The sequence below is a fragment of the Arthrobacter livingstonensis genome (assembly GCF_003219815.1).
Taxonomy (GTDB): domain Bacteria; phylum Actinomycetota; class Actinomycetes; order Actinomycetales; family Micrococcaceae; genus Specibacter; species Specibacter livingstonensis.
Genome location: NZ_QJVD01000015.1, coordinates 73,294 through 94,169, shown reverse-complemented (window position 1 = coordinate 94,169; position 20,876 = coordinate 73,294). Strand labels below are relative to the sequence as shown.

Sequence of the window (20,876 nt, the reverse complement as noted above, 5' to 3'; positions counted from 1 at the left end):
TCTGTACAGCCAAGTTACTCCATCCGGTGCACGGATGGCCCACACCGCGTCATAGACACACGTGGGGTGGGCATCATCACAGGGTCCGGGGCGGTCGTGATCTCCAACCTCAACGACATGGAGCCCGGCGCGGCCGTCGACGGCCGCACGGGCGTCGAGGCAACAGCTATGGTGGCCCGGTGCGCCGCCAGAGCGCCATAGCTGTACCTTCGCTGCCAGCGGTCAGTGCCCGAAAGGGTCCGGGTCCACGCCGGGCATCCAGGTCAGTCCCGGGACGCCCCAGCCGCGTTCCTTGCGGGCGCGCTTGGCCTTGCGGGCGTAGCGGTCGTTGAGCCGGTCAACGTAGAGCTTGCCGTCGAGGTGGTCGTACTCGTGCTGCATGCACCGGGCAAACCAGCCGGTGGCCTCAAAGTCCAGTGGGGCGCCGTCCGCGTCGAAGCCGCGCACGCGCACCCAGTCGGCGCGCTTGAGTGGAAAATCGAGGCCGGGCACCGAAAGGCAGCCTTCCAGCTCCTCGTCGGGGTCCGGGGACTTGCCGGAAATTTTTCCTACAGTCAGCGAGGGGTTCACCAAAACGCCACGGTCGGGGACGCCGTCGTCGTTCTCCATCCGGTAGGTGAAGATGCGCAGGCCCACGCCGATCTGCGGGGCGGCCAGGCCCACGCCGTGGGCTGCGTCCATGGTCTCGAACATGTCCGCCACGAGGGATTTCAGTCCGCTGTCGAAGGAGGCGACCTCCTCCGCCCGGCGGTGCAGCACGGGTTCGCCCAGGATGGTCACGGGGTGGATGGTCATGAAAGATCCTCTGTACGGGAACAACGGCAATACTGGGGAATGAAAAACACCCCGATCAGTTGACCGGGGTGTTTCGTGTTTAAACTTCAAACACCTTGGGGTGAGATACGGGGGTTGAACCCGCGACCTCCTGGACCACAACCAGGCGCTCTGCCAACTGAGCTAATCCCACCATGCGCCACCGTCCGGCAGGCACACCATGAAAGTGTGCTCCACGCTTTGGGCAACGTCGACTAGTCTACCCGGTCCCGGGGGTGCCCATGACCAAAAGCGGCAGCTTTGAAGGAAAATGTGGGCCAGATCGCATTCTCCGTCTTCACTGTCCCCGAAGTGAGGCAGGTATTAGCCCGGGAACTTCGCGGCAATTTTCTTGGCGGTGGCGGAATCCGGGCCCGGAGCCGGCACAAAGACGGCCTCGCGGTAGTACTTGAGCTCGTTGATGCTGTCCATGATGTCCCCCAGCGCACGGTGGCCGCCGGTCTTGGCCGGGGCCTGGAAGTAGGCGCGGGCGTACCAGCGGCGGGAGAGCTCCTTGATGGTGGAGACGTCGATGACCCGGTAGTGCAGGTGCTCCACCAGCTCGGGCATGTCGCGGGCCAAAAATACCCTGTCGGTGCCGATTGAGTTGCCCGCCAGCGGCGCCTTGTTCGGCACCGGCACATGCTCCTTGATGTAGGCGAGCACCTGGGCCTGGGCGTCCTCCATGGTGATTCCGCCGGCCAGCTCGTCCAGCAGCTTTGAGGAGGTGTGCATGTTGCGGACAAAGTCGCCCATCTGGGAGAGGGCCTCGTCCGACGGCTTGATGACCACGTCAATGCCGTCGCCCAGAATGTTCAGCTCGGAGTCGGTGACCAGCGCCGCCACCTCGATCAGGGCGTCATTGACGGCATCGAGGCCGGTCATCTCGCAGTCAATCCACACAATGCGTTCATTAGTAATAGGCACCCGTCCAATGTACCGCGTCCCGCCCGGGAGCTGCCTCGCTGGTAAAATGGGGGTCCTGCCGGCGCCACCCTTGGCGCTGGCCTGCTTTCCTGTGAACGTTCTTTCGACGGCCGGAGACTTTTGATGGCATCCCCACCCCGCGCCGCCGGTTCCGTGGGGCAGCTGGAACAGCACGGCCAGCGGCCTTGGATTGCCTTGCTGCAGGGCGTTGTCGGTTCCCTGCTGGTGCTGGCCGGTTCCATTGGTGTGGGCTGGATTGCCAATGGCTCTCCCATGATCCGCAACCCTCTGGTTATTGCCATGCGTACCGAGGGGACCGGCGTGCTGGTTTCCACCGCCCTCCTGGTGCTTGGCGCCATGGCCCTGCTGCGGTCCTGGCTGCGGCTGGGCCAACGCCTGGCCGGCTGGGGCCCCGGATCCCTGCGGCAGGTGGTGCTGGCGGTGGTGCTGTGGGGCGCCCCGCTTTTGGTCTCCGTTCCCATCTTTTCCCGGGACGTCTACGCCTACACCGGCCAGGGGCGGCTCATGGCCGAGCACCTGAACCCGTACACCACCGGCATCTCCACGCTAAGCAATTGGTTCATGCTGGGGACCGACCCGTCGTGGGCGGAAAACCGGACACCCTACGGTCCGCTGTTCCTGTGGCTGGCCCGCGGCGTGGTGGCCGTCACGGGGGCCCAGCCGGACTTTTCGGTGCTGTTGTTCAGGCTTCTGGCCGGTGCGGGCGTGGCCCTGTGCGTCGTTTACGTGCCCAAGCTGGCCGCGCTGCACGGCATGGGAGGGGCGCGCGCCCTCTGGATTGTGGCAGCCAACCCGTTGTTCCTGATCTCCTTCATTGCCAGCGCGCACAACGATGCCCTCATGGTGGGGCTGGCCGTGGCGGGCGCCTACTACGCGGGCGCCAGAAGGCCGTTGCTGGGCATCGTTCTGGTGACGGCCTCCATCGCCGTCAAGCCGATCACCATTGTGCTGCTGCCCTTCATCGGCCTGTTGTGGGCGGGGCAGGCGGCGGGCTGGGGACGCAGGTTCTTGTTTTGGGCCGCCACCGCCGTGATCTCGGGAGGGCTGCTGCTGCTCGCGGGCCTGCCGGACGGCCTGGGCCTGGGCTGGACGTGGGCGCTGACCGACGGGACACCCGGATATACGGGATATTCACCGTCCGGCTTTGGCGGCCAGATGGTGGAGCTGGCGGCGAATGCCGTGGGACTGGACGGCGCCGCGGCCGCGGACGGCTTCCGCACTGTGCTGACAGTGGCCAGCATTGCCGTCGCGGGCTGGCTTGTCCTCTTCGGCGACCCGCAGCGCGTGGTGCGTCGCCTCGGGCTGGCGTTTGCCGCCGTCGTGCTCCTGGCCCCGATCATCCAGCCCTGGTACGTGCTGTGGTTCCTGCCGTTCCTTGCCGCCACGGGCATCCGTAACAACTGGCAGGTCAAGCTCCTCTATGTGGTGGTCGGCTTCTTCGTGGTCTTCGGCGCCCAGGACCAGGTGTTTGTGTGGAACTTCGTGTCGCTGCCCGTGTCCGCCCACATACTGGCGTTCGCGGTGTCGCTGGCCGCGGTGGTTTACCTGCTGCTGGTTGACGTGCACACCCGGAAACTGCTCTTCAACCGGCCGACTCCAGCGCCGGGGTAGCGGGTGCGCTTCGAGACACGCACGCATCTTCGCCGGACGCCGCGGTGACCTGCAGCCTCGGCGAAGGCGGGCCGTGCGGCGGTGCAGCCTCGGCGCGGGGCTGCTACTTCGGTGCGGGTGCCACGCGGTCCGGGCCCCTGCGGCCCAGTTCCACGGTGCGCCGCACGGCCCACACCAGCAGCGTCACCAGGAGCACGTTGCGGATGGTCAGCACGGCGGCCATGACCGGGTTGGCATGGATGAGCGGGGTGTAAAACAGCGGATAGATCACAAACGTGGTGAACGCGATCCCCATCAACAGCGTGGCGGGGATCTTCCAGCGGTCCCAGTTGTGGACCAGCCCGGCAACCACCACCGGCGCCAGCCAGATGATGAACTGCGGCGAACCGACCTTGTTGAACACAATGAACGCCGTGACCATCAGCAGCGAGCCCTCCAGGAGCAGTTCCTCCCGCTCGGCGCCGCGCCGCAATGCGCAGATCATCATGAGGGCGCCGGCAACGGCGGCCACGATCAGCAGCGGCTGCATGAGCATGGCGGCCAGCGGCGCGCCGGGGCCGTAGACCTCGGTGGAGTTGATGGCCACATTGTCCGCAATCCTGGACCCACCCAGGCCAAACACGCTCAGCCACACCCAGGGGGTGGAGAATGTCGCCTCGAGCTGCATGCCGCGCTCGCCCTGGTTGACGGCAAAGTCCAGGAGGTGGGCCCCGGCCCCGGAAAGCACTGTGGCGCCGGCCACCACGGCGCTGACGGCCACGCCGGCCAGGAGCACCCGGAGCCGCCTGGCGCTGGCGATCAGCAGGGGAAGGACGACGGCGGCGGGCCAGACCTTGATCCACGTCGCCACCGAGAGCAGCACCGCCGCCACGCCGGGACGCTCGGCCGCGTACAGCAGGGCCACGAGCACTATCGGGGCCGTGATGCCCTCCACCCGGGCAAAGCTGAGGTAGCCCATGAAAACGGTGAAGAACAGCCAAAACCAGGCCGGTGCAATGCCGCTCCGGGCGCGCCTGCCGCGCGTCAGAAACACCAGACCGGCGGCGTTCAGCGCCGTGATGATCAGCGTCCAGCCCAGCAGGTACAGCGACGGGCCAAACAGGTTGGCCGCAAAGATGGGCACCTGGGCCAGCACCGGGTAGACCCAGGGGCTGATGGTGCCATGGAAGTCCGACGGGTTGTAGCCCAGCAGTGCCCACTGCCGGTACTGTTCCGTGTCGCTGAAGGTGTCGCCGTGGACAAAGAAGCTGAACATCCAGGCCAGGAAGAAAAGGTGGACGGCGCCGAATCCCCACCAGACGCTGGCGGGGGTGCGGAACCAGGCCAGGACGGCGGGGGAGAGGAACCGGCCCCTCACCACAATGGCGCGGTCCAGGACCCGGTCGAAGAGTGGCGTGGAAATCTCAGGACTCCTTGGCACCGGCGGGGGTCCCGGCGTCGTGCAGGGAAGGAACGGCGGACCGCCGGCGGCCCATCAGGAACAGCTCCCGCACGCTCCACACAAACAACACCACCAGCATCATGTTGCGCAGCGTCAGCACGGCGGCCATAACGGGGTTGTTGTGCGAAAGCGCGTCGTAAAAAAGCGGGTAGACCACGAAGGTGAGCGCCCCGATGGCGATCAGCAGGGTGGCCGGCACGCGCCAGGCCCGCCAGTTGTGGGCCAATCCGACGGCCACGGCGGGGGCAAGCCACACCATGAACTGGGGCGATCCGACCTTGTTGAACACCACAAATGCGGTGACGAGGGCCAGCGCGCCCAGGAGCAGCAGCTCGGTCCGGTCCGCGCCGCCATTGCGCTTGCCGGTGTGCAGGGCCCAGAAGATCAGCCCGGCCACCAGCAGCGCGGCGGCGATGAGCAGCGGCTGCATCAGCACGCTCATCACCTCGGTGCCGGGGCCGTCCACCTGCATGGAGTTGATGTCCTGGTTCATGTACATCCGAGCCCCGCCCAGACCCAGCACGCTCATCCACAGCCAGGGGGTGGTGAAGGTGGCCTCGAGCTGCATGCCGCGGTCGCCCTGCTGGAGCAGGAAGTTGAGCAGCTTCGGCAGGGAGCCCATGGACAGCGCCAGGACCACGACCAGGGCGGTGGCAAGCACGCCGGCCAGCACTACGCGCACCCGATGCTTCACCACGGTGAAAAGCGCCAGCACGACGGCGGCCGGCCAGACCTTCATCCACGTCGCCGCGCTCAGGATGAAGGAGGCGAGGAACGGCCGGGCCACGCCGAGGGACAGTGCGATCAGCACCACCGGGGCCGTGAAGCCGTCCACGCGGGCAAAGCCGAGCCAGCCCAGCAGCGCCGTAAAGCCCAGCCACCACAGTGCGGCGGGGATGGCGGCCCGGCGCCGGCCCCAGCCGGTGAGCTTGGCCACAGCCAGGAAGTTCAGGGCCGTGATCATCAGCACCCACAGGAACAGGAACGGTGCGTTGCCAAACAGGTGCGCGGCGGCCATCGGCAGCAGCGCCAGGATGGGGTAGACCCAGGGGCTGGGGCCGGTGATGCGGGTTTCGTCAAAGCCGGTGTCGGCCCAGACACGGTAAATGAAGGTGTCGCTGAATGCCTCGCCACGCAGGGAAAGGACCGCGGCAAAGACCAAAAAGAACAGGTGGACGGCGCCGAAAACGCTCCACAGCCCCGGCGGTGACTTAAGCCAGGCCTGGGCTGGTGCCGGCAGGAGCCGGTCCCGGAAGCGGGAGAGCGCGGCAAAGAATGTGTCCGTGGAGATGGTTGGGTCCTTCTCAAGCGTGGTTGGGTAGACTGCCAAGATAAGGTGCCCCTTGGCTTTTATCATGTTAGCGCAGCCGGTGGTTCTTCCTCCGCTTCGCCCGGGGCGCAGCCACGGGATATTTGCGTTCCAGGATGTGCAGGCCAGTGATTGTTCAGGAGAAGAGTATTTGACCAGCCCGGAGGTTGCCGAGCTCGAGACGAGGAGCCCGGTGTCAGAAAAGCAGCCGGCCCGCGGGGGGACCTCCCGGTCCGCCGTTTGGCAGGGTTTTGCCGGCTCGGTGATGCTGTTGCTGGGCTCCTTTGGGGTCGGCTGGATGGCCACCAGTGTTTCGCCCCTGATCCGCACACCGCTGTTCATTCTGGCCAGGACCACGCCCGCGGCCGTCATTATCTGCACCGTGCTGCTGTGCGTTGGCGCGCTGCTGCTGCTGCTGCGCGCCTGGTTGCGGCTGCGACAGCACCTGACTGCCTGGGATCCGTCCTCCCGGCCGGTGCTCCTGAAGGCCCTGGCCCTGTGGACGGCCCCCCTGATGGTTGCCCTGCCGCTGTTCAGCCGCGACTCCTACGCCTACATTGGCCAGGGGCGGCTCATGCAGCAGGGCCTGAACCCGTACACCAACGGCATTTCCGCGCTGAGCAACTATTACAACCTGGGCCCGGACGCGCTCTGGACCGAGGCCCCCACGCCCTACGGCCCGGTGTGGCTGTGGCTGGAGCAGGCCGCCGTCGGCATGGCGAACGGCAGTCCGGAACTGGCCTTGATCCCGTTCCGCCTGGCCAGCCTGCTCGGCGTCATCCTCCTGGCGATCTACGTGCCGCGGCTGGCCGAACGGCACGGCTTCAACCCGAACCGGGCCCTGTGGCTGGTGGTCCTGAACCCCGTGGCGCTCATCAACTTCATTGGCAGCCTGCACAACGACTCGCTCATGCTGGGTCTGGTCGTGGCTGGCGTCTACTACGCCTCCGCCAGGCATCCGGTGGCCGGGATTGTGCTCGTGACCCTGTCCATCGCGATCAAGCCCATCACCTTGATTGCGCTGCCATTCGTGGGCCTGCTGTGGGCCGGGTCGCGGGCGGGCTGGCTGCGCAAGTTTGGCCTGTGGGCCGCCACCCTGGCCATATCCATGGGAATCATGGCCGCCATGGGCCTGGTCAACGGGCTCGGCTTCGGCTGGCTGGCGGCGCTGCAGACCCCGGGCACCGTGTGGATCTGGTACGCGCCCGTGGGGATGTTCTCACACATCGTGGGCTTCCTGGTGGGGCTGGTGGGCGGCGCCGGGGCGGTGGTGACCGGAGTCATCCAGACCATCGGCCAGCTCGGCTCAATCCTGATCGTCATCGCCCTGGCACTCATCAAGGTGGGTACGACGCCGGACGGTGGCCTGGGCGCCGAACCCGCCGAAGACCGCCGGTACAGCCAGGCGGTGCTGCGGCGCATGGCCTGGGCCTTTGCCGCCGTGGTGCTCATGGCCCCGATGATTCAGCCGTGGTACATGCTGTGGCTATTGGCGTTCTTTGCCGTGACGGGCCTCAAGGATGGCTGGCAGTTGCGCTGCGTGTACTACCTGTCGATGTTCTTCACCCTGATTGCCCTGACCGACCAATTGAGCGTGTTCCAGTGGATTCCCGTGGCCGCGGTGCGCGGCGTGGCCATCGGCGTCGGTGTGCTGGGAGCGCTGTGGCTCATGCTGTGGGACCGGAAGACGCGCGGGTTGTTCCGGCCTGCGTTGGCCGTGCGCGACGCCAGGCATGAGGAAGAAAAGGGTGGCGCGTCCAAGCGGGCGGCATCGAAGGGCGAACGCGCCCGCCGTTAGCCTCTGGGGCCGAGCACGTCGGCAGCCGGCCGGCCCCCAACTTAGCCGAGGTGCTTGAGCGCCTCGCGGCGCGACAGCGGGCTGAGGCGCTCACCGTAGCGTTCCACAAATTCCCGCACCCATGCCGGGTCGGTCCTGGCATGTTGTCGCAGTGCCCAGCCAATTGCCTTGCGGATGAAGAACTCCTTGTCCGCCAGGTTGGACACCATGACATCGTGCAGCAGCACCGTGTCCGTATCCGCCTTCGCCGGCAGCTGGGCAATGATGGCGGCGCGCCGGAACCAAAAGTTCACGTGCCCGCTCCATTCGCGCAGCAGCGGTTCCATGGTGGCAGGGTGCGCCAGCAGGAGCCCGCCCAGGCGCGGCGCCACGGAATCCACGTAGTCCCACCACTGTCCCTCAGCAATGGCGGTGGCGTAAAACGGCAGAAGCGCCACTTCGCCGCGGGCCAGCCGTGAGTTGGTGAGCATGATGGCCGCATGGCGTTCCTCGCGAAATTCAGCGCCACTCCAGAGCTGCGCGGCCGTGGCGTGCAACTGGTCCACGCCCGCAAAGGGATGCTCCCTGGCCAGGGCCCGAACTGTCCTACGCACCACGGGGGACGGCACGCCCAGGTACGGCATGGCCGACTTCATGTATGCGGCCATGCCGTCGGCCTTCTCCGGCAGTGCAACACCTGCCAAGGCGGTGCGCAGGGAGGCGGGGAAGGAGGCGTTGGGGGCGCCGGCGTCGAACGTCATTTTCACAGCGTAGCCCCGGCGGGCTGCGGGCAGCTCACGGCGAGCACACCATTTCCATTACTGCCGGGGTGCCCGGATCCTGACGCTTCCGTTCGAGCCGCCCGCCAGATCTGTGTCCTCAGGCGAACTTTGCGCATGCGTACGGGACCAGGCTGACCCCAGCCAATGGTCAGGTAGTGAAGCAAAGCGTCGGCGTCGGGAATCAACGGTCAGATAACGCGGTATTCAGCGTGTCTTGAGGCGAATATGTGACCGTTGAACCGCATGGTGGGCCGCCACGGTGGAAATTCCGCAGTCTCCACGCCGAAGGCACAGGCAGGCGCATGAACTACCGTGACTTGCAGCGTCCAAACCCTTACCGCGCTAGTGTTGGAACGTCATGGAGCCAATGCCGGATTCATCCGCCGCCAGAGTCGTCGCGCAGCTGCGCGCGGCCGGCTGCGTGTATGCCGAGGATGAAGCGGAAATCCTGATGGCGTCCGCCCGCACCCCGCATGAGCTTGGCACAATGCTTCAGCGCCGCGTCGAGGGGCTGCCCCTGGAGCACATTGTGGGCTGGGCCGCATTTCACGGCCTGCGGATCAAGGTTGCTCCCGGCGTGTTTGTGCCCAGGCTCCGCACCGAATTCCTGGTGTTGCAGGCGGCCGCAATTCTCCGCAGCTCGGCCGGCTCGCCGGCGGGCCCGCCAGCCGGCGCCGTGCTGGACCTCTGCTGCGGCAGCGGAGCGATCGCGGCGGCGCTTGCCGTCGAATTTCCGGGTCTGAAAATCCACGCGGCAGACATTGACCCCGTCGCGGTGGCATGCGCCGCCGAAAACCTGGCACCCTTCGGCGGGCGGCCCCATTGCGGCGACCTGTTTGACCCGCTGCCGCCGGAACAGCGCGGCCGGATCACCCTCATCACCGCAAATGCCCCGTACGTCCCCACAAACGACATTGCCTTCATGCCACAGGAAGCACGCGTTTTTGAACCGGATGCAGCGCTCAACGGCGGCGCCGACGGCTTGGACATTCAACGGCGCATCGCGGCGGCGGCACCGGAATGGCTGGCACCCGGTGGATGCCTCGTCGTGGAAACGAGCCCGGCCCAGGCCGACGCGTCAGTGGCCATCCTGAAGGCCCACGGCTTTCGGGCCCGAATGAGTCATTCTGATGAGATGGACGGCACCGTGGTGGTGGGACGGCTCTAGGACGCCCGCGCCGAGGCCCGTATTGCTGACGCCCGCGCAGAGGCCGGTCGCGTAAGCGCCCGCGCCGGGCCCGGTCTCGGAAGCGCCCGCGCCGAGGCCGGCGGGCCCGGCGGGCCCGGCAGCTTGAATTACAGAGGCCGCCGGATGTGCGCCTAGCGTAGCGCGCCCACGAGTGCGGTGAAGACCCAGTTGCGGTACCGCTCAAGCGGCCATCCGAAGGTGACCACCAGGGACGCGTACGTGTCCGGATTGCCGATGGTGAAGATGACGGCGGCCGCGTCGTCGTCGCTCATGCCGCTGCCCAGTCCGCCCCGCTGCCGAATGGCCGCCGCGGCCTCCAGATAGTGGTCCAGGCGCTGCCGGGCGCGTTGGTCCCGCAGCGCTGCCACTGACGGCTCGACGGCGGCCGCCTGGCCGATCGCCGCAAAGATCCCCTGGCTGCGGGGCATGGCTTCGGCGAACCAGTCGGCCAGCATGCCCACCATTCCGGCGAAGTCACCGGTGCCCGCGGCACGGTCGCGCAGGAACTCCGGCACGGGTGTGGGGGCGTTGGGGCCGGAAACTGCCGCATCAAGCACGGCGGAGAGCAGGGCCGGCTTGTTGCCGACTGAATTGTAAATGGTCTGGATGGCCACGCCCGCGCCGGTGGCTATGGACTCGATGGTGGTGGCCGCATAGCCGCCGGCCGCAAATTGCTCCCGTGCCGTCTCCACTATCAGCGCCCTGGTCTGCACCGACTGGACCTCCCGGCGGTTGGGTGACCTGCCAGGTGTCCGCGGGTTCGCACTGTCCATAAAAAGAGAATAGCATTCCAATGACTAGAAGCGTATTCTAGTGAGAAGTTCAAATCGCGGCATGCGGAGGCACATCATGGCTGCATCTTCTTTCGACGGAACCATCATCATCGGCGCCGGGCAGTCCGGGCTGGCTGTTGCCCGGCAGCTGCGCGAACATGGAGCGGGCTGCCAAGTGCTGGAGGCAGCCGGCCGGCCCGGCGACGCATGGCGGCACCGCTGGGATTCCCTGCGGCTGTTTACGCCGGCCCAATATTGTGCCCTGCCCGGGCTGCCGTTCCCGGCGCCGCGCGGAAGTTTCCCCGCAAGGGATGAGGTTGCTGCCTATCTGGCCCAGTACGCGGAAGAGCTGCCGGTGGAATACGGAGTGGAGGTGACGGCGGTGCGGGCCGCGGACGGCGGATTTGACGTGGAAACCACGCAGGGGACCAGGACCGCCCGCTCCGTGGTGGTGGCAACAGGAGCCAACGCTGTGCCGCATGTCCCGGAACTGGCCGGCCGCCTGTCCCCGCGCATCCTGCAGTTGCACAGTTCCACGTACCGGAACCCGGGCTCTGTTCCCGACGGCGGCGTGCTCGTGGTGGGCGCAGGCACCTCGGGGGTGGAAATCGCCGTCGAACTGGCCGCCACGCACGCGGTCTGGCTGTCGGGAAGGGCGCCCGTCCACATTCCCGCCCCGCTGCTCAAGTACGCAGGCGGGCTGTATTGGCAATTCATCCACCGGGTGCTGACGCTTCGCACGCCCATCGGCCGCAAGGTGGCACCCAAGGTCACTGCCCATGGCGCCCCGCTCATCTCGGTGTCCATCCAGGATGCACAGCGGGCCGGTGCGACAATCCTGCCGCGGCTGCTGGACGTGGCGGACGACGGCGAACCCGCCTTCCCCGAAATTCCCGCCCCGGGCGTGCGGACAGTCATCTGGGCCACGGGGTACCGGCCGTACTTTTCCTGGATCGAAGGGCTTCCGGTGGACGGGCGCGGCTGGCCCGTGAGCCTGCGCGGCGCTGTGGCCGCGCTGCCTGGACTGTATTTTGTGGGCATGCCCTTCCAATACGGGCTGACGTCGGCACTGCTCGGCGGCGTTGGGCGCGACGCGGACCACGTGGCCCGGAGCATCGTCGGGGCAGCCATGGAAACCCCGGCTTCCCCTTTGCCGGCCGCGGACGGATAATTGACGCACCGTTCGCGCCCGTCCTGGCGCGAACCCGAGCGGAGCGAGAGCCCCATGGAACCCCGGTTTGGCTCCGGTGCGGTAGTGGTGGGACTGCTCCCGGACCAGGATCCCGCGGTGCGCCGGTGCGCCGTCGACTTGGCCGGAGCAACAAGGTCCAGCCTGGCCGGGGCCTACGTTGACCCCAGCAGCTACCTGATCGAGTGGGATCCAGACGGCAACGTCACCAGCCAGTCCCTGGACCCGGCGGTCGACCTCCACGACGATGCGGCCCGGACCGCCCGGGACTTGAAGCGGCTCGTGCTTGAGGCCGCAGATGCCAGGGGCGTCAGGCACTCGTTCCGGACTCTGGGCGGGGACCCCGCCCTGGCCTTGGGCCGTCTTGCGGAGTCCCTGTCCGCTGCGGTAATAGTGGTCGGTGCCCGCCGCCCCGGACTTCTGGCGGGCGTCAACGAGTTGGCTGGCGGTTCCGTCGCACGGAAAATGCTGGCTACTCAACGCATTCCCATTCTGGCCATACTGCGGCCGGATGCCCACACGCCGCTGCACGGCCGAGGCAGGGAACCTGGTTTCTGCGGGCCCGCACCCGTTCGGGAAAGCGTCCTTCTCAACAGCGGAGATCGCCGATAGCCTCGTCTGAGGACAGCCTGTCCCTTTGAGAAGGAGCGATGCATGAGCCTGCACAAGCACCACGTCCGGCAGGACGAGATGGTCCTGGACCCCGCCTTTGACGGCGGGGTGGGGACGATCCCCAAGCACCGGCTGCCGCGCGGCACGCAGGATGCCCGCGCGGCCCTGCGGTTTGTGCAGGATGAACTCATGCTGGACGGGAACGCACGGCAGAACCTGGCGACTTTTGTTACCACGTGGATGGAGCCGGAGGCCGCAATGCTGATTCAGGCATCGCTGGAAAAGAACATCATCGACAAGGACGAATACCCCCAGTCGGCCGAGATTGAACGGCGCTGCGTGAACATCCTGGCGAACCTGTGGCGCGCGCCGGAGCCAACCGGGGGAGCGGATGCAGTGGGCTGCTCCACGACGGGGTCTTCAGAGGCGGCAATGCTGGCCGGCATGGCCCTGAAATGGCGGTGGCGCGCCCGCCGGGAGGCCGCAGGACAGGATGCCGGGAAACCAAATTTGGTGATGGGCGCCAATGTGCAGGTCTGTTGGGAAAAGTTTGCCCGCTACTGGGACGTGGAGGCCCGGCTCGTCCCGCTCGAGGGCGCCACGCACCTGACCGCCCAACAGGCGGCAGCGGCCTGCGATGAAAACACCATCGGCGTCGTGGCAGTGCTCGGCTCGACATTCGACGGTTCCTACGAACCTGTGGCGGAGATTGCCGCAGCCCTCGACAAACTGGCCGCGGACACGGGAGTGGACGTGCCGCTGCATGTGGATGCGGCTTCAGGCGGGTTCATTGCACCGTTCCTGGATCCGCAACTACCGTGGGACTTCCGGCTGGACCGGGTGAAGTCCATCAATTCCTCCGGGCATAAATACGGGCTGGTGTACCCCGGCGTCGGCTGGGTTCTCTGGCGCAGCGAAGACGACCTCCCGAAGGACCTGATCTTCAGCGTCGACTACCTGGGCGGGTCCATGCCCACCTTTGCGCTGAACTTTTCCCGTCCCGCTGCCCAGGTGATCGCCCAGTACTACGTGCTGGTGCGGTACGGCTTTGAGGGTTACCGCCGCATCCAGCAGCGCTCCCGGGACATAGCCCGGTTCATTGCCGCCGGCGTGGAGAAAACGGGCCGGTTCAGCCTCCTCAGCCGCGGGGACGAGCTGCCGGTGTTGGCCTTCAAACTGGGGGCTCCTGAGTCCTACAGCGTCTATGACGTCTCGCACGAGCTTCGCAGCTTTGGCTGGATCGTGCCGGCATATCCCATGCCGGAGGGCATGGAGGACGTGGACGTGTTGCGCGTGGTGGTGCGCAACGGCTTCACCTTTGACCTGGCGGAAGCGTTCCTGGCCGATCTGGCCAAGTCGATGGAACGGCTGGCCGGCCGGGCGCGGGCAAGCGTGGCGTTCCACCACTGAACCGCGCCACAAAAGGAACACCGTGAATCCCGAAAGGCCGTCGCCAAAAAACGTTGACGCGTGAGTGTCCACGGGCGTGACTTTAGAGAGTCAACCAAATGGTTGATAAAGCGATTGGTTGATTAGAGGCAGTGAGTGGATGCAGGCAGCTGGATCGGAGGACGAGCGGCTGGACAGGGCGTTCCTGGCCCTGGCGGACCCCGTCCGCCGCAGGCTGGTCGCGCGGCTCTCGCGCAGTTCGGCCACGGTGAACGAACTCGCCGAACCGTTCGAACTGAGCAAGCAGGGAATTTCCAAGCACATCCAAGTGCTGGAGCGGGCCGGCCTGCTCACCCGGACACGGGACGGCCAGCGCCGCCCCTGCCACCTGGCCCCGGCCGCCCTGGAGGAACTGACCGCCTGGATTGACGGCTACCGGCTGGCCGCCGAAGCCTGCTACCGGCGGCTCGACGCGGTGCTGGCAACCATGAATGCTGCCGAAGAAGCCAAAGATGAATGAAAGAAGATGGGAAGAATGACGACGAACAATGCCCTTGTTGTCACCGCTGAACGCGGAGTGCCCTTCGTGGACACCGTGCGGGTGGTGAACGCCCCGGTTGCGGACGTGTACCGCGCGCACATCGACCCCGCACTTGTCGCCCAGTGGATGGGCCCGCGCGGACTGACCACGGAGATCCTTGACCGGGACGCGCGGATCGGCGGCACGTGGGCCTTCACGCAGGCCGGCCCCGACGGCGCCGACGGCGCCGTCCATGGTGTCCGCGGCGTCTTCCACGATCCGGTGCCCGACCGGAGCATTGTCCAGACCTTCGAGTACGACGGCGTCCCCGGCCACGTGAGCCTGGACCGGATCGTCCTGGAGGACCTGGGCGGCCGAACCCGAATCACCGGACACAGTGTGTTCCAGTCGCAGGAGGACCGCGACGGCATGGTCGCCTCCGGCATGGACGCCGGCGTCAGGGAAGGTACGAGCGCCTGGAGGAACTCCTCGGCGCGCGTTCCCAACCTCCGGCGCCTGCCGGCTTTCCCTCCCAACACCCGCCATCCCCAGAGGGTCCCTCGAGCCCGTGGCCCAGTGCCCTCAGCGGATTGAGGTTCGACGACGGTGCCTCCTAAGCGTCGCGGTCCGGCCCCTCGGCCGCGTCCTGGGAGTGCATCCGGATTTCGGGCATCTCAGTTCCGTCCGTTCCCTCGGCCGCAACTTCGCTGTGTTCCCGGGTCGGGGCGGATTCCCTCGACGGCGCGGTCCCGCTGGTCGGGGCGGTATGTGCTGGTGTCTGTGTCATGGCTGTGTCTTTCCTCCGCCGCCTGGCGATTCACGATTAAACGGCCCTCCCTTTCATTGTCCGCCTGCGCGTCCGGCTTGGCCATGGCGCGGACCGAAGGGAACGGGCATGCGTCCAGTGGAGGGGAAGCGGAGCGCCACCGGCGGCGGGTGCCTGCGCGCCCTTGCCCCCTTCAGGCGGCGTGAAGGCTATCGCTTGGCTGCTGCGAGGGGCAGGATGGGAGCATGGGCAATTCGGCCGCGGCGAACGGCGCCGTAAATAACAACCACCGGGACCCGGAACACCGGCACCCCTGGCGCCGGTTCGTGGCCCTGGGCGATTCCCTGACCGAAGGGCTGGGGGATCCGGAACCGCTGCGCCCCAACGGCTTCCGTGGCTGGGCGGACCGGGTGGCGGAGGAACTGAGCGCCGGCTGCAGCGGCTTCTCCTACGCCAACCTGGCCGTGCGCGGGCTGCAGCTGCGCCAGGTCATCGACACGGAACTGCCCCAGGCCCTCGCCCTGCACCCCGACCTTGTCTCCATTCAGGGCGGTGGCAACGATCTCCTGCACGCAGGGGCCGACCCGGACAAGATCGCCGACGCTTTGGAACGGGCCGTCATTGAGCTGCGGGCACTCGATGCCACGGTACTGGTGTTCGTCGGGCCGGATTCCGGTCGCTCCACCATCATGGGCCAGTTCCGAACCAAGATCGCCATCTTCAACGAAAACGTCCGCAGCATCGCCGAACGGCACGACGCCGTCGTCGCAGACATGTGGGTCATGCCCGAACTCCACGACCCGCGCATGTGGAGCCCCGACAGGCTGCACCCTTCCGCCCTGGGCCACCACGCCGTGGCCACCATGGTGCTCAAGACCCTCAACGTGCCGAACTCCCTGGCGCCGTTGGACCCCAAGCCCCTGCCGGTCCAAAGCTGGCGCCAGGCTCGGGCCGGGGACCTGGTCTGGGCGCGCGAATACTTTATGCCGTGGGTGATCGAAGGGCTCAAGAACCACTCCCACAGCAACGGATTCCACGCCAAGCTGCCGCTGCCCGGCCCTGTCGCCTTCGGCAACGCAGTGCCGCCGGTGGGGGACGGGACGAACCCGGACGGCTAACCATGGAAAACATCCTGGCCCGGTGGCGGCGCGAGCTGCGCGGCACGTTCAGCGCCAACTCCGCCACCGTCCCGCAATGGGAACTTGACCTGGAAATGGGCGACGACGGCGGCTTCTTTGCGCCGGAATCGGCGGCCTGGGCGGTCCACGGGTCCATGACGCCCGTCGTGGCCGGCATCCAGGCCCTGCTCATCCAGGCACTGCACCCGGGGGCAATGGCCGGGGTCCACGACCACTCCGACTATAAGGACGATCCGCTGTCGCGGCTGGCCGGGACCATCCGCTGGATCTTCACCGTCACCTATGGGGACACAGCGGCCGCGCAGGCGGCGTCCAACAAGGTGTTGCGCATCCACCGCCACATCACCGGGCGCTACAGCGCGAACACGGGGGTGGAGCTGGACTACACCGCGAACGACCCCGGGCTGCTGCGCTGGGTCCACCTGGCCTTCACCGAAGCATTCCTCGCTTCCCACCAGGCATTGGGCGGCCCCATCCCCGGAGGTCCGGACAACTATGTGGCCGACTGGGCGGTGGCCGGCCACCTCATGGGCGTCGCCAATCCACCACTCACCGTGGCCGAACTGCACCGGCAGCTGGCACAATTCACTCCGGAACTGCGCTGTGACCAACGCGTCGCGGACACCGTCGCATTCCTCAAGCACCCACCGCTGCCGCGCTCGCAGCAACTGGGGTACAGGGTCCTGTTCGCGGCGGCAGTCTGCACTCTGGATCCGCACTACCGCATGCTGCTTGGGTTGGAGGTTCCGCACCTGGGCCCGGTAACACTTCCAGTGGTCCGGGCGGCGAAGGCGGTGCTCGGCGTCGTCCATCTGGGGCTGGGAAAAACCGGACCCAGCGAAAAATCGGCCAGGTCTCGGCGGCGCAGGCTGGGTCTGGACAGTGCTGCAACAGGGGCCGCTGGCAAAGGCGGCAGGGCCGTAAAAGGATAGGCTGGGTCCTTGAGCGCCACCGCCCGCCCATCACCCCACGCAAGGACTGCCCCCAGATCATGTCGCCCCGTTTGTTCTACCGCACCTTCGCCGTAGCCGAATCCATCACCTGGACACTGCTAATTGCCGGCATGGTCCTCAAATACGGGGTGCAGTTGGGCGGTTGGCCGGTCAGCGTCGCCGGGTTTCTCCACGGACTGGTGTTCATCGGCTACGGGCTGACGGCGGTGTTGGTGGGTGTGAACCAGCGCTGGCCCAAGCGGCTCATTGCCTTTGGCGTGGCCACGGCCGTGATCCCGTACGCCACCATTCCCTTTGATGCCTGGCTCGAACGCCGCGGCAAGCTCGACGGCAACTGGCGCAGGAACAGCACCAGCCATCCTGCCGACGGCACCTGGCCCAATGTGGTGCTTCGCGCACTGCTCAACCGGCCCGTGCTCCTGGGTGCGACGTTTGCCGTGCTGCTGGTGGGAATCATGTCCACACTGCTGGTCGTTGGGCCTCCCGGCGGCCGCTCCTGACAGGAGGGCCCCGCTGCTACATTGCGTCCAGCTGGTGCACCGTGCGGGACAGGTAGACGTGGTGGTCGTCGACCCTGTCGATGGCATTAAAGCCGGCGAAGCGGCTTCCGGACCACAGGCCGTGCCCGGAAATCTTGACGAAACCGGACCGGAACAGGTGGGAGGACATCTCCTTGGGCACGCGCGGAGTGGCCCCGAAAATGGCGGTCAGGATCAGATTGATAGGGTCCTGGGTGGAGACGCTTGCGGCTTCCTCAAAGTCGGCGATCTTGGCGTTGGCCGGCTCCACGTGGCTGACCTTACCGATCTCGCGTCCTTGTGAATCAACTACCAGCATGCCCTTGACAACGTGATCATAAGTGATCATTTCGACATCCTCCTTGAGCCCTTACTTGAACTATATATCGGCCGTCGGAAAAGTATCTGTTAACTTCATGCCAATTTCACAACGCCGGGAATGGGCGTTCAAGAGGGCCCTGACAAGCGCCGGGACGCGGTAAATGTCTCTCACAGCAGGCACACCAAGTGTGCGCAGATGTGGTTCAGGGAAGCCACCTTTACTGAAGGTGCCGGAGAACGCCGGCGCAGGTGAAGGAGCAAGTAGTGAGCCAGGAAGAAGTTGAAAACAACGGAGCGGCGCAGGGGTCTGGACAGGCAGGGCCGGGACCGGGTGGGTCGCATCCGGCCGCTGCCGCGTCCCGCGGTGGGGACCCCACGACGGTTCCGCTTCCTCCGGCGTGGCAGGCCCCACCGGATACGAGGCAGACCCGGGACGGCTCTCCCCTGGCAGGTGGGCCGTACGGCAGTGCCGAATATGACCCGGAATCGGCCTACGGCGCTCAAGGTCGGGCTGGAAGCGCCCGGGCCGGATTGCCCCGGTCATCCCGGTCGCCCTTCAAGCGACTCTGGTGGACCATCCCCAAGGTGGTCGTTGCCGGCGTGATTGCTGTCCTGCTGGCAGGGGCCGGGGGCGGCGCCATCGGCTACGGGGTGGGCGAAGCCAGCGCGCCGCACCGGGGTGCGGGCACCGGCCAATTCGGTGGCGGGCGGTACCACGGCAACTATGGTCCAGGCACTGGCAACGGTTCGGGTACTGGCAGCGGCACGGACAACGATTCCGGCACCGGCACCGGCACCGGCGACGGCGCCAACCCCTAGCCGGGCCGGGCTCCGGCCCCCCGGATAGAACGAAGATAGTTCCTGCGGGGCAGTGCCTGCCACTGTTCCGCAGGATGCCACGAGACTAAGCTTGACCTGGGCACCGCCCGGCTTGGGCGCCGCTTAGTGCAGGGGCAACTAGGAAAAGCGCACGCTGAATCAGGAATGGCGCCACGCACAGACGCCGCAGGCCACGGCGGACAGCATCCACAAGAGGAGAACAACATGTTGGAAAACAGCAAGGCCTTCAGCGGCTTCTCGGTGGACAACACGGAAGCCGCCCGCGACTTTTACGCCGGAATCCTGGGACTGGAGGTGAGCGAGGCCAACGGAATCCTGACACTGCACCTGCCCGGCGGCGGGTCCGTGATTGCCTACCCCAAGGGTCAGGCCCACGTGCCGGCAGCGTTCACCGTGCTGAACTTTCCCGTCCCGGAAATCGAGGCCGCTGTGGACGAACTGGCAGGGGCCGGCGTCGTCTTTGAACGCTATGCCGGCACACAGATGGAGACCGACGCGAAGGGCATCTTCCGCCGCGGCGGCCCCCTGATCGCGTGGTTCAAGGATCCCGCAGGCAACATTTTGAGCGTCGTCCAGGATTGAGTCCGCACGGCTCCGCTTGTCTTCGTTGATTTGAGACAGCCACCTCCCGCTTGGCAGCTGGCGGTGGGTGTCTCCACCTGAACGTCAGGATCGGTGATGATCTCCAACTTCAACAGGGCGGGAGTCAGGCCAGCCCCAGCTCAACCAGGCTTTCGGCCGTGGCCACCAGGGCATCCTCGTTGGAGCGCGGCTCCCAGCCGAGCAGCTCCCGTGCCTTGGCATTGGAGAGGTGTTTGACCTTGCCCAGGCGCGGCACGACCTCCTGTGCCAGGGACCTGTTGAACAGGCCCGCCAGCCGCACCACCAGGTCGGGCATGACGCGCGTGGGAACTTTCGCGGCCACCCCGCCCAGCCGGGCATGGAGTACCCTGGCCATCTCCGGCAGGCCCATCGCATCGCCGGCCGAGGCCAGAAAGCGTTGGCCGGCCGCGGTGGGGGTGACCATGGCCAAGATGTGCAGTGCCGCGACGTCGCGTACGTCCACCACGCCGGAAGACACCCTGGGGGTGGCGGGCACGGCGCCGGACATCAGCCGCTGCACAATTTCAATGGAGCTGGACAGCCTGGTCCCCAACACGGGCCCGAAGATGCCCACCGGGTTGACCACGGCCAGCTCCATGCCGCCAGCCCCGCCGATGAAGTCCCATGCCGCGCGCTCGGCCAGGGTCTTGGACTTGACATAGGGGCTGACCTTGGCGTGGGGATCGGTCCAGTCCTCCTCCGTATAGGGCCGGTCCAGGACCGGTCGGCCGTAGCCAATTGCCGCGAACGACGACGTCAGCACCACCCGCTTTACACCCGCTTCGCGTGCCGCTCTCAGTGCGCGCAGCGCGCCGTCGCGGGCCGGGATGATCAGTTCGTTCGCATCCCTGGGCTGGACGGGCGGGAAGGGGGAAGCCGTGTGGAGCACAAAGTCGACGCCGTGCACCGCTGCCGGCCAGCCGGCGTCGTCGGTCAGGTTTGCAGCCGAAAAGGTAAGCCGCCCGTCTGGGTCCACGCCGGCGCGGCGCAGGAGGACCAGCACGTCCGGCTCGCGGTCCAGCGACCTGACGGTGGTCCGCACGCGGTAGCCGTCCGTGAGCAGCCGGGCAACGCAGTGGGCGCCGAGGAATCCCGAGCCGCCAGTGACCAAAACCAACTCAGTGCCCATGCGGGTCGCCTCCATTTTCGTTTAGCGCCACCTTCAATCATGCGCGCAAAGTGCACGGATGGCCACGGCGGAACCGTCCACCACGAGATACGTGACGAAAGCGCCGTCCCTGTGGATGGGGGCGGTATACGCGAAGTCGAGGGGCTGTGGTTCCCTGGCTGCAGCCACGGGTGCGTCCTTTCCGGTGGCGCTTGTCTTGGCAGCGATGCTGCAGGTGGCCCGTGGCTGTTGCGCCATCCGGCCGGGAACGGCTT

Annotated in this window: 24 protein-coding genes and 1 tRNA gene; 14 read left to right on the top strand and 11 right to left on the bottom strand. The window is 66.8% G+C overall.

Features of this window, described 5'->3' with window-relative positions:
- Positions 1-66 precede the first annotated feature (66 nt).
- On the top strand, positions 67-201 hold the full coding sequence (locus CVV68_RS24630; RefSeq protein WP_281268292.1) for a hypothetical protein: 135 nt from the start codon (positions 67-69) through the stop codon (positions 199-201).
- Positions 202-222: 21 nt separating this feature from the next.
- Here CVV68_RS24630 and def read toward each other — a convergent pair whose 3' ends face one another.
- The 3 genes from def to orn all read right to left on the bottom strand — a co-directional run bounded on the left by def (position 223) and on the right by orn (position 1,740).
- Entirely contained in the window at positions 223-795 is a 573-nt protein-coding gene (gene def, locus CVV68_RS14305; protein WP_110501674.1) for a peptide deformylase, read from the bottom strand.
- Between the two features lie 96 nt (positions 796-891).
- Positions 892-967, bottom strand: a tRNA-His gene (locus tag CVV68_RS14300).
- A gap of 170 nt (positions 968-1,137) precedes the next feature.
- A complete protein-coding gene (gene orn, locus CVV68_RS14295; protein WP_110501673.1) occupies positions 1,138-1,740 on the bottom strand; it encodes an oligoribonuclease in 603 nt (200 codons plus the stop codon).
- Positions 1,741-1,863: 123 nt separating this feature from the next.
- Here orn and mptB (CVV68_RS14290) point away from each other — a divergent pair, with 123 nt between their 5' ends.
- The gene (gene mptB, locus CVV68_RS14290; protein WP_110501672.1) at positions 1,864-3,372 is read left to right on the top strand and encodes a polyprenol phosphomannose-dependent alpha 1,6 mannosyltransferase MptB; all 1,509 of its coding nucleotides are present in this window, start codon (positions 1,864-1,866) and stop codon (positions 3,370-3,372) included.
- Positions 3,373-3,475: 103 nt separating this feature from the next.
- Here the strand turns inward: mptB (CVV68_RS14290) and CVV68_RS14285 are convergent, their stop codons facing one another.
- Together CVV68_RS14285 and CVV68_RS14280 are read right to left on the bottom strand one after the other, a co-directional pair.
- Positions 3,476-4,735: a glycosyltransferase 87 family protein gene (locus CVV68_RS14285; protein WP_438502644.1), complete on the bottom strand. Its 1,260-nt coding sequence runs from the start codon at positions 4,733-4,735 to the stop codon at positions 3,476-3,478.
- A 40-nt stretch (positions 4,736-4,775) separates the two neighbouring features.
- Entirely contained in the window at positions 4,776-6,143 is a 1,368-nt protein-coding gene (locus tag CVV68_RS14280) for a glycosyltransferase 87 family protein (protein ID WP_245933545.1), read from the bottom strand.
- A gap of 172 nt (positions 6,144-6,315) precedes the next feature.
- On the opposite strand from CVV68_RS14280, the gene mptB (CVV68_RS14275) reads away from it, so the two are divergent.
- The gene (gene mptB, locus CVV68_RS14275) at positions 6,316-7,920 is read left to right on the top strand and encodes a polyprenol phosphomannose-dependent alpha 1,6 mannosyltransferase MptB (RefSeq protein ID WP_245933544.1); all 1,605 of its coding nucleotides are present in this window, start codon (positions 6,316-6,318) and stop codon (positions 7,918-7,920) included.
- Positions 7,921-7,961: 41 nt separating this feature from the next.
- Here the strand turns inward: mptB (CVV68_RS14275) and CVV68_RS14270 are convergent, their stop codons facing one another.
- Positions 7,962-8,660: a DNA alkylation repair protein gene (locus CVV68_RS14270; RefSeq protein ID WP_110501670.1), complete on the bottom strand. Its 699-nt coding sequence runs from the start codon at positions 8,658-8,660 to the stop codon at positions 7,962-7,964.
- A gap of 388 nt (positions 8,661-9,048) precedes the next feature.
- On the opposite strand from CVV68_RS14270, the gene CVV68_RS14265 reads away from it, so the two are divergent.
- Positions 9,049-9,849, top strand: coding sequence for a putative protein N(5)-glutamine methyltransferase (locus CVV68_RS14265; RefSeq protein ID WP_110501669.1), 801 nt, complete (start codon positions 9,049-9,051; stop codon positions 9,847-9,849).
- A 152-nt stretch (positions 9,850-10,001) separates the two neighbouring features.
- On the opposite strand, the gene CVV68_RS14260 is transcribed toward CVV68_RS14265, so the two are convergent.
- Positions 10,002-10,643 (bottom strand): TetR/AcrR family transcriptional regulator, encoded by a 642-nt coding sequence (locus CVV68_RS14260; protein ID WP_110501668.1) that lies wholly within the window; start codon positions 10,641-10,643, stop codon positions 10,002-10,004.
- 76 nt (positions 10,644-10,719) lie between these two features.
- Here CVV68_RS14260 and CVV68_RS14255 point away from each other — a divergent pair, with 76 nt between their 5' ends.
- From CVV68_RS14255 to CVV68_RS14235, 5 genes are all read left to right on the top strand, one after another.
- Positions 10,720-11,814, top strand: a complete 1,095-nt coding sequence (locus tag CVV68_RS14255) for a flavin-containing monooxygenase (RefSeq protein ID WP_110501667.1) — start codon at positions 10,720-10,722, stop codon at positions 11,812-11,814.
- A gap of 54 nt (positions 11,815-11,868) precedes the next feature.
- Positions 11,869-12,444 carry a universal stress protein gene (locus CVV68_RS14250; protein WP_110501666.1) on the top strand — a complete coding sequence of 192 codons (576 nt, stop codon included), beginning with the start codon at positions 11,869-11,871 and terminating at the stop codon, positions 12,442-12,444.
- A 42-nt stretch (positions 12,445-12,486) separates the two neighbouring features.
- The gene (gene gad, locus CVV68_RS14245; protein WP_110501665.1) at positions 12,487-13,854 is read left to right on the top strand and encodes a glutamate decarboxylase; all 1,368 of its coding nucleotides are present in this window, start codon (positions 12,487-12,489) and stop codon (positions 13,852-13,854) included.
- A gap of 139 nt (positions 13,855-13,993) precedes the next feature.
- On the top strand, positions 13,994-14,353 hold the full coding sequence (locus CVV68_RS14240) for an ArsR/SmtB family transcription factor (RefSeq protein ID WP_110501664.1): 360 nt from the start codon (positions 13,994-13,996) through the stop codon (positions 14,351-14,353).
- A gap of 15 nt (positions 14,354-14,368) precedes the next feature.
- Positions 14,369-14,947 carry an SRPBCC domain-containing protein gene (locus CVV68_RS14235; protein WP_245933543.1) on the top strand — a complete coding sequence of 193 codons (579 nt, stop codon included), beginning with the start codon at positions 14,369-14,371 and terminating at the stop codon, positions 14,945-14,947.
- 19 nt (positions 14,948-14,966) lie between these two features.
- On the opposite strand, the gene CVV68_RS23535 is transcribed toward CVV68_RS14235, so the two are convergent.
- Positions 14,967-15,140 (bottom strand): hypothetical protein, encoded by a 174-nt coding sequence (locus CVV68_RS23535; RefSeq protein ID WP_170133186.1) that lies wholly within the window; start codon positions 15,138-15,140, stop codon positions 14,967-14,969.
- Positions 15,141-15,364: 224 nt separating this feature from the next.
- Here CVV68_RS23535 and CVV68_RS14230 point away from each other — a divergent pair, with 224 nt between their 5' ends.
- From CVV68_RS14230 to CVV68_RS14220, 3 genes are read left to right on the top strand one after another with little or no spacing between them, the layout of a single operon-like run.
- On the top strand, positions 15,365-16,237 hold the full coding sequence (locus CVV68_RS14230) for an SGNH/GDSL hydrolase family protein (RefSeq protein WP_110501663.1): 873 nt from the start codon (positions 15,365-15,367) through the stop codon (positions 16,235-16,237).
- 2 nt (positions 16,238-16,239) lie between these two features.
- The gene (locus CVV68_RS14225) at positions 16,240-17,190 is read left to right on the top strand and encodes an oxygenase MpaB family protein (protein ID WP_110501662.1); all 951 of its coding nucleotides are present in this window, start codon (positions 16,240-16,242) and stop codon (positions 17,188-17,190) included.
- Positions 17,191-17,249: 59 nt separating this feature from the next.
- Positions 17,250-17,711 (top strand): DUF3817 domain-containing protein, encoded by a 462-nt coding sequence (locus CVV68_RS14220; protein WP_110501661.1) that lies wholly within the window; start codon positions 17,250-17,252, stop codon positions 17,709-17,711.
- A gap of 16 nt (positions 17,712-17,727) precedes the next feature.
- Here the strand turns inward: CVV68_RS14220 and CVV68_RS14215 are convergent, their stop codons facing one another.
- On the bottom strand, positions 17,728-18,078 hold the full coding sequence (locus CVV68_RS14215; protein ID WP_110501660.1) for a hypothetical protein: 351 nt from the start codon (positions 18,076-18,078) through the stop codon (positions 17,728-17,730).
- Positions 18,079-18,314: 236 nt separating this feature from the next.
- Here CVV68_RS14215 and CVV68_RS23205 point away from each other — a divergent pair, with 236 nt between their 5' ends.
- Together CVV68_RS23205 and CVV68_RS14205 are read left to right on the top strand one after the other, a co-directional pair.
- Positions 18,315-18,869: a hypothetical protein gene (locus CVV68_RS23205; protein ID WP_146238906.1), complete on the top strand. Its 555-nt coding sequence runs from the start codon at positions 18,315-18,317 to the stop codon at positions 18,867-18,869.
- A 225-nt stretch (positions 18,870-19,094) separates the two neighbouring features.
- Positions 19,095-19,472, top strand: coding sequence for a VOC family protein (locus tag CVV68_RS14205; protein ID WP_110501658.1), 378 nt, complete (start codon positions 19,095-19,097; stop codon positions 19,470-19,472).
- 124 nt (positions 19,473-19,596) lie between these two features.
- Here the strand turns inward: CVV68_RS14205 and CVV68_RS14200 are convergent, their stop codons facing one another.
- On the bottom strand, positions 19,597-20,622 hold the full coding sequence (locus CVV68_RS14200; protein WP_110501657.1) for an SDR family oxidoreductase: 1,026 nt from the start codon (positions 20,620-20,622) through the stop codon (positions 19,597-19,599).
- A gap of 33 nt (positions 20,623-20,655) precedes the next feature.
- Positions 20,656-20,790: a hypothetical protein gene (locus CVV68_RS24625; protein WP_281268291.1), complete on the bottom strand. Its 135-nt coding sequence runs from the start codon at positions 20,788-20,790 to the stop codon at positions 20,656-20,658.
- Between the last annotated feature and the right edge of the window lie 86 nt (positions 20,791-20,876).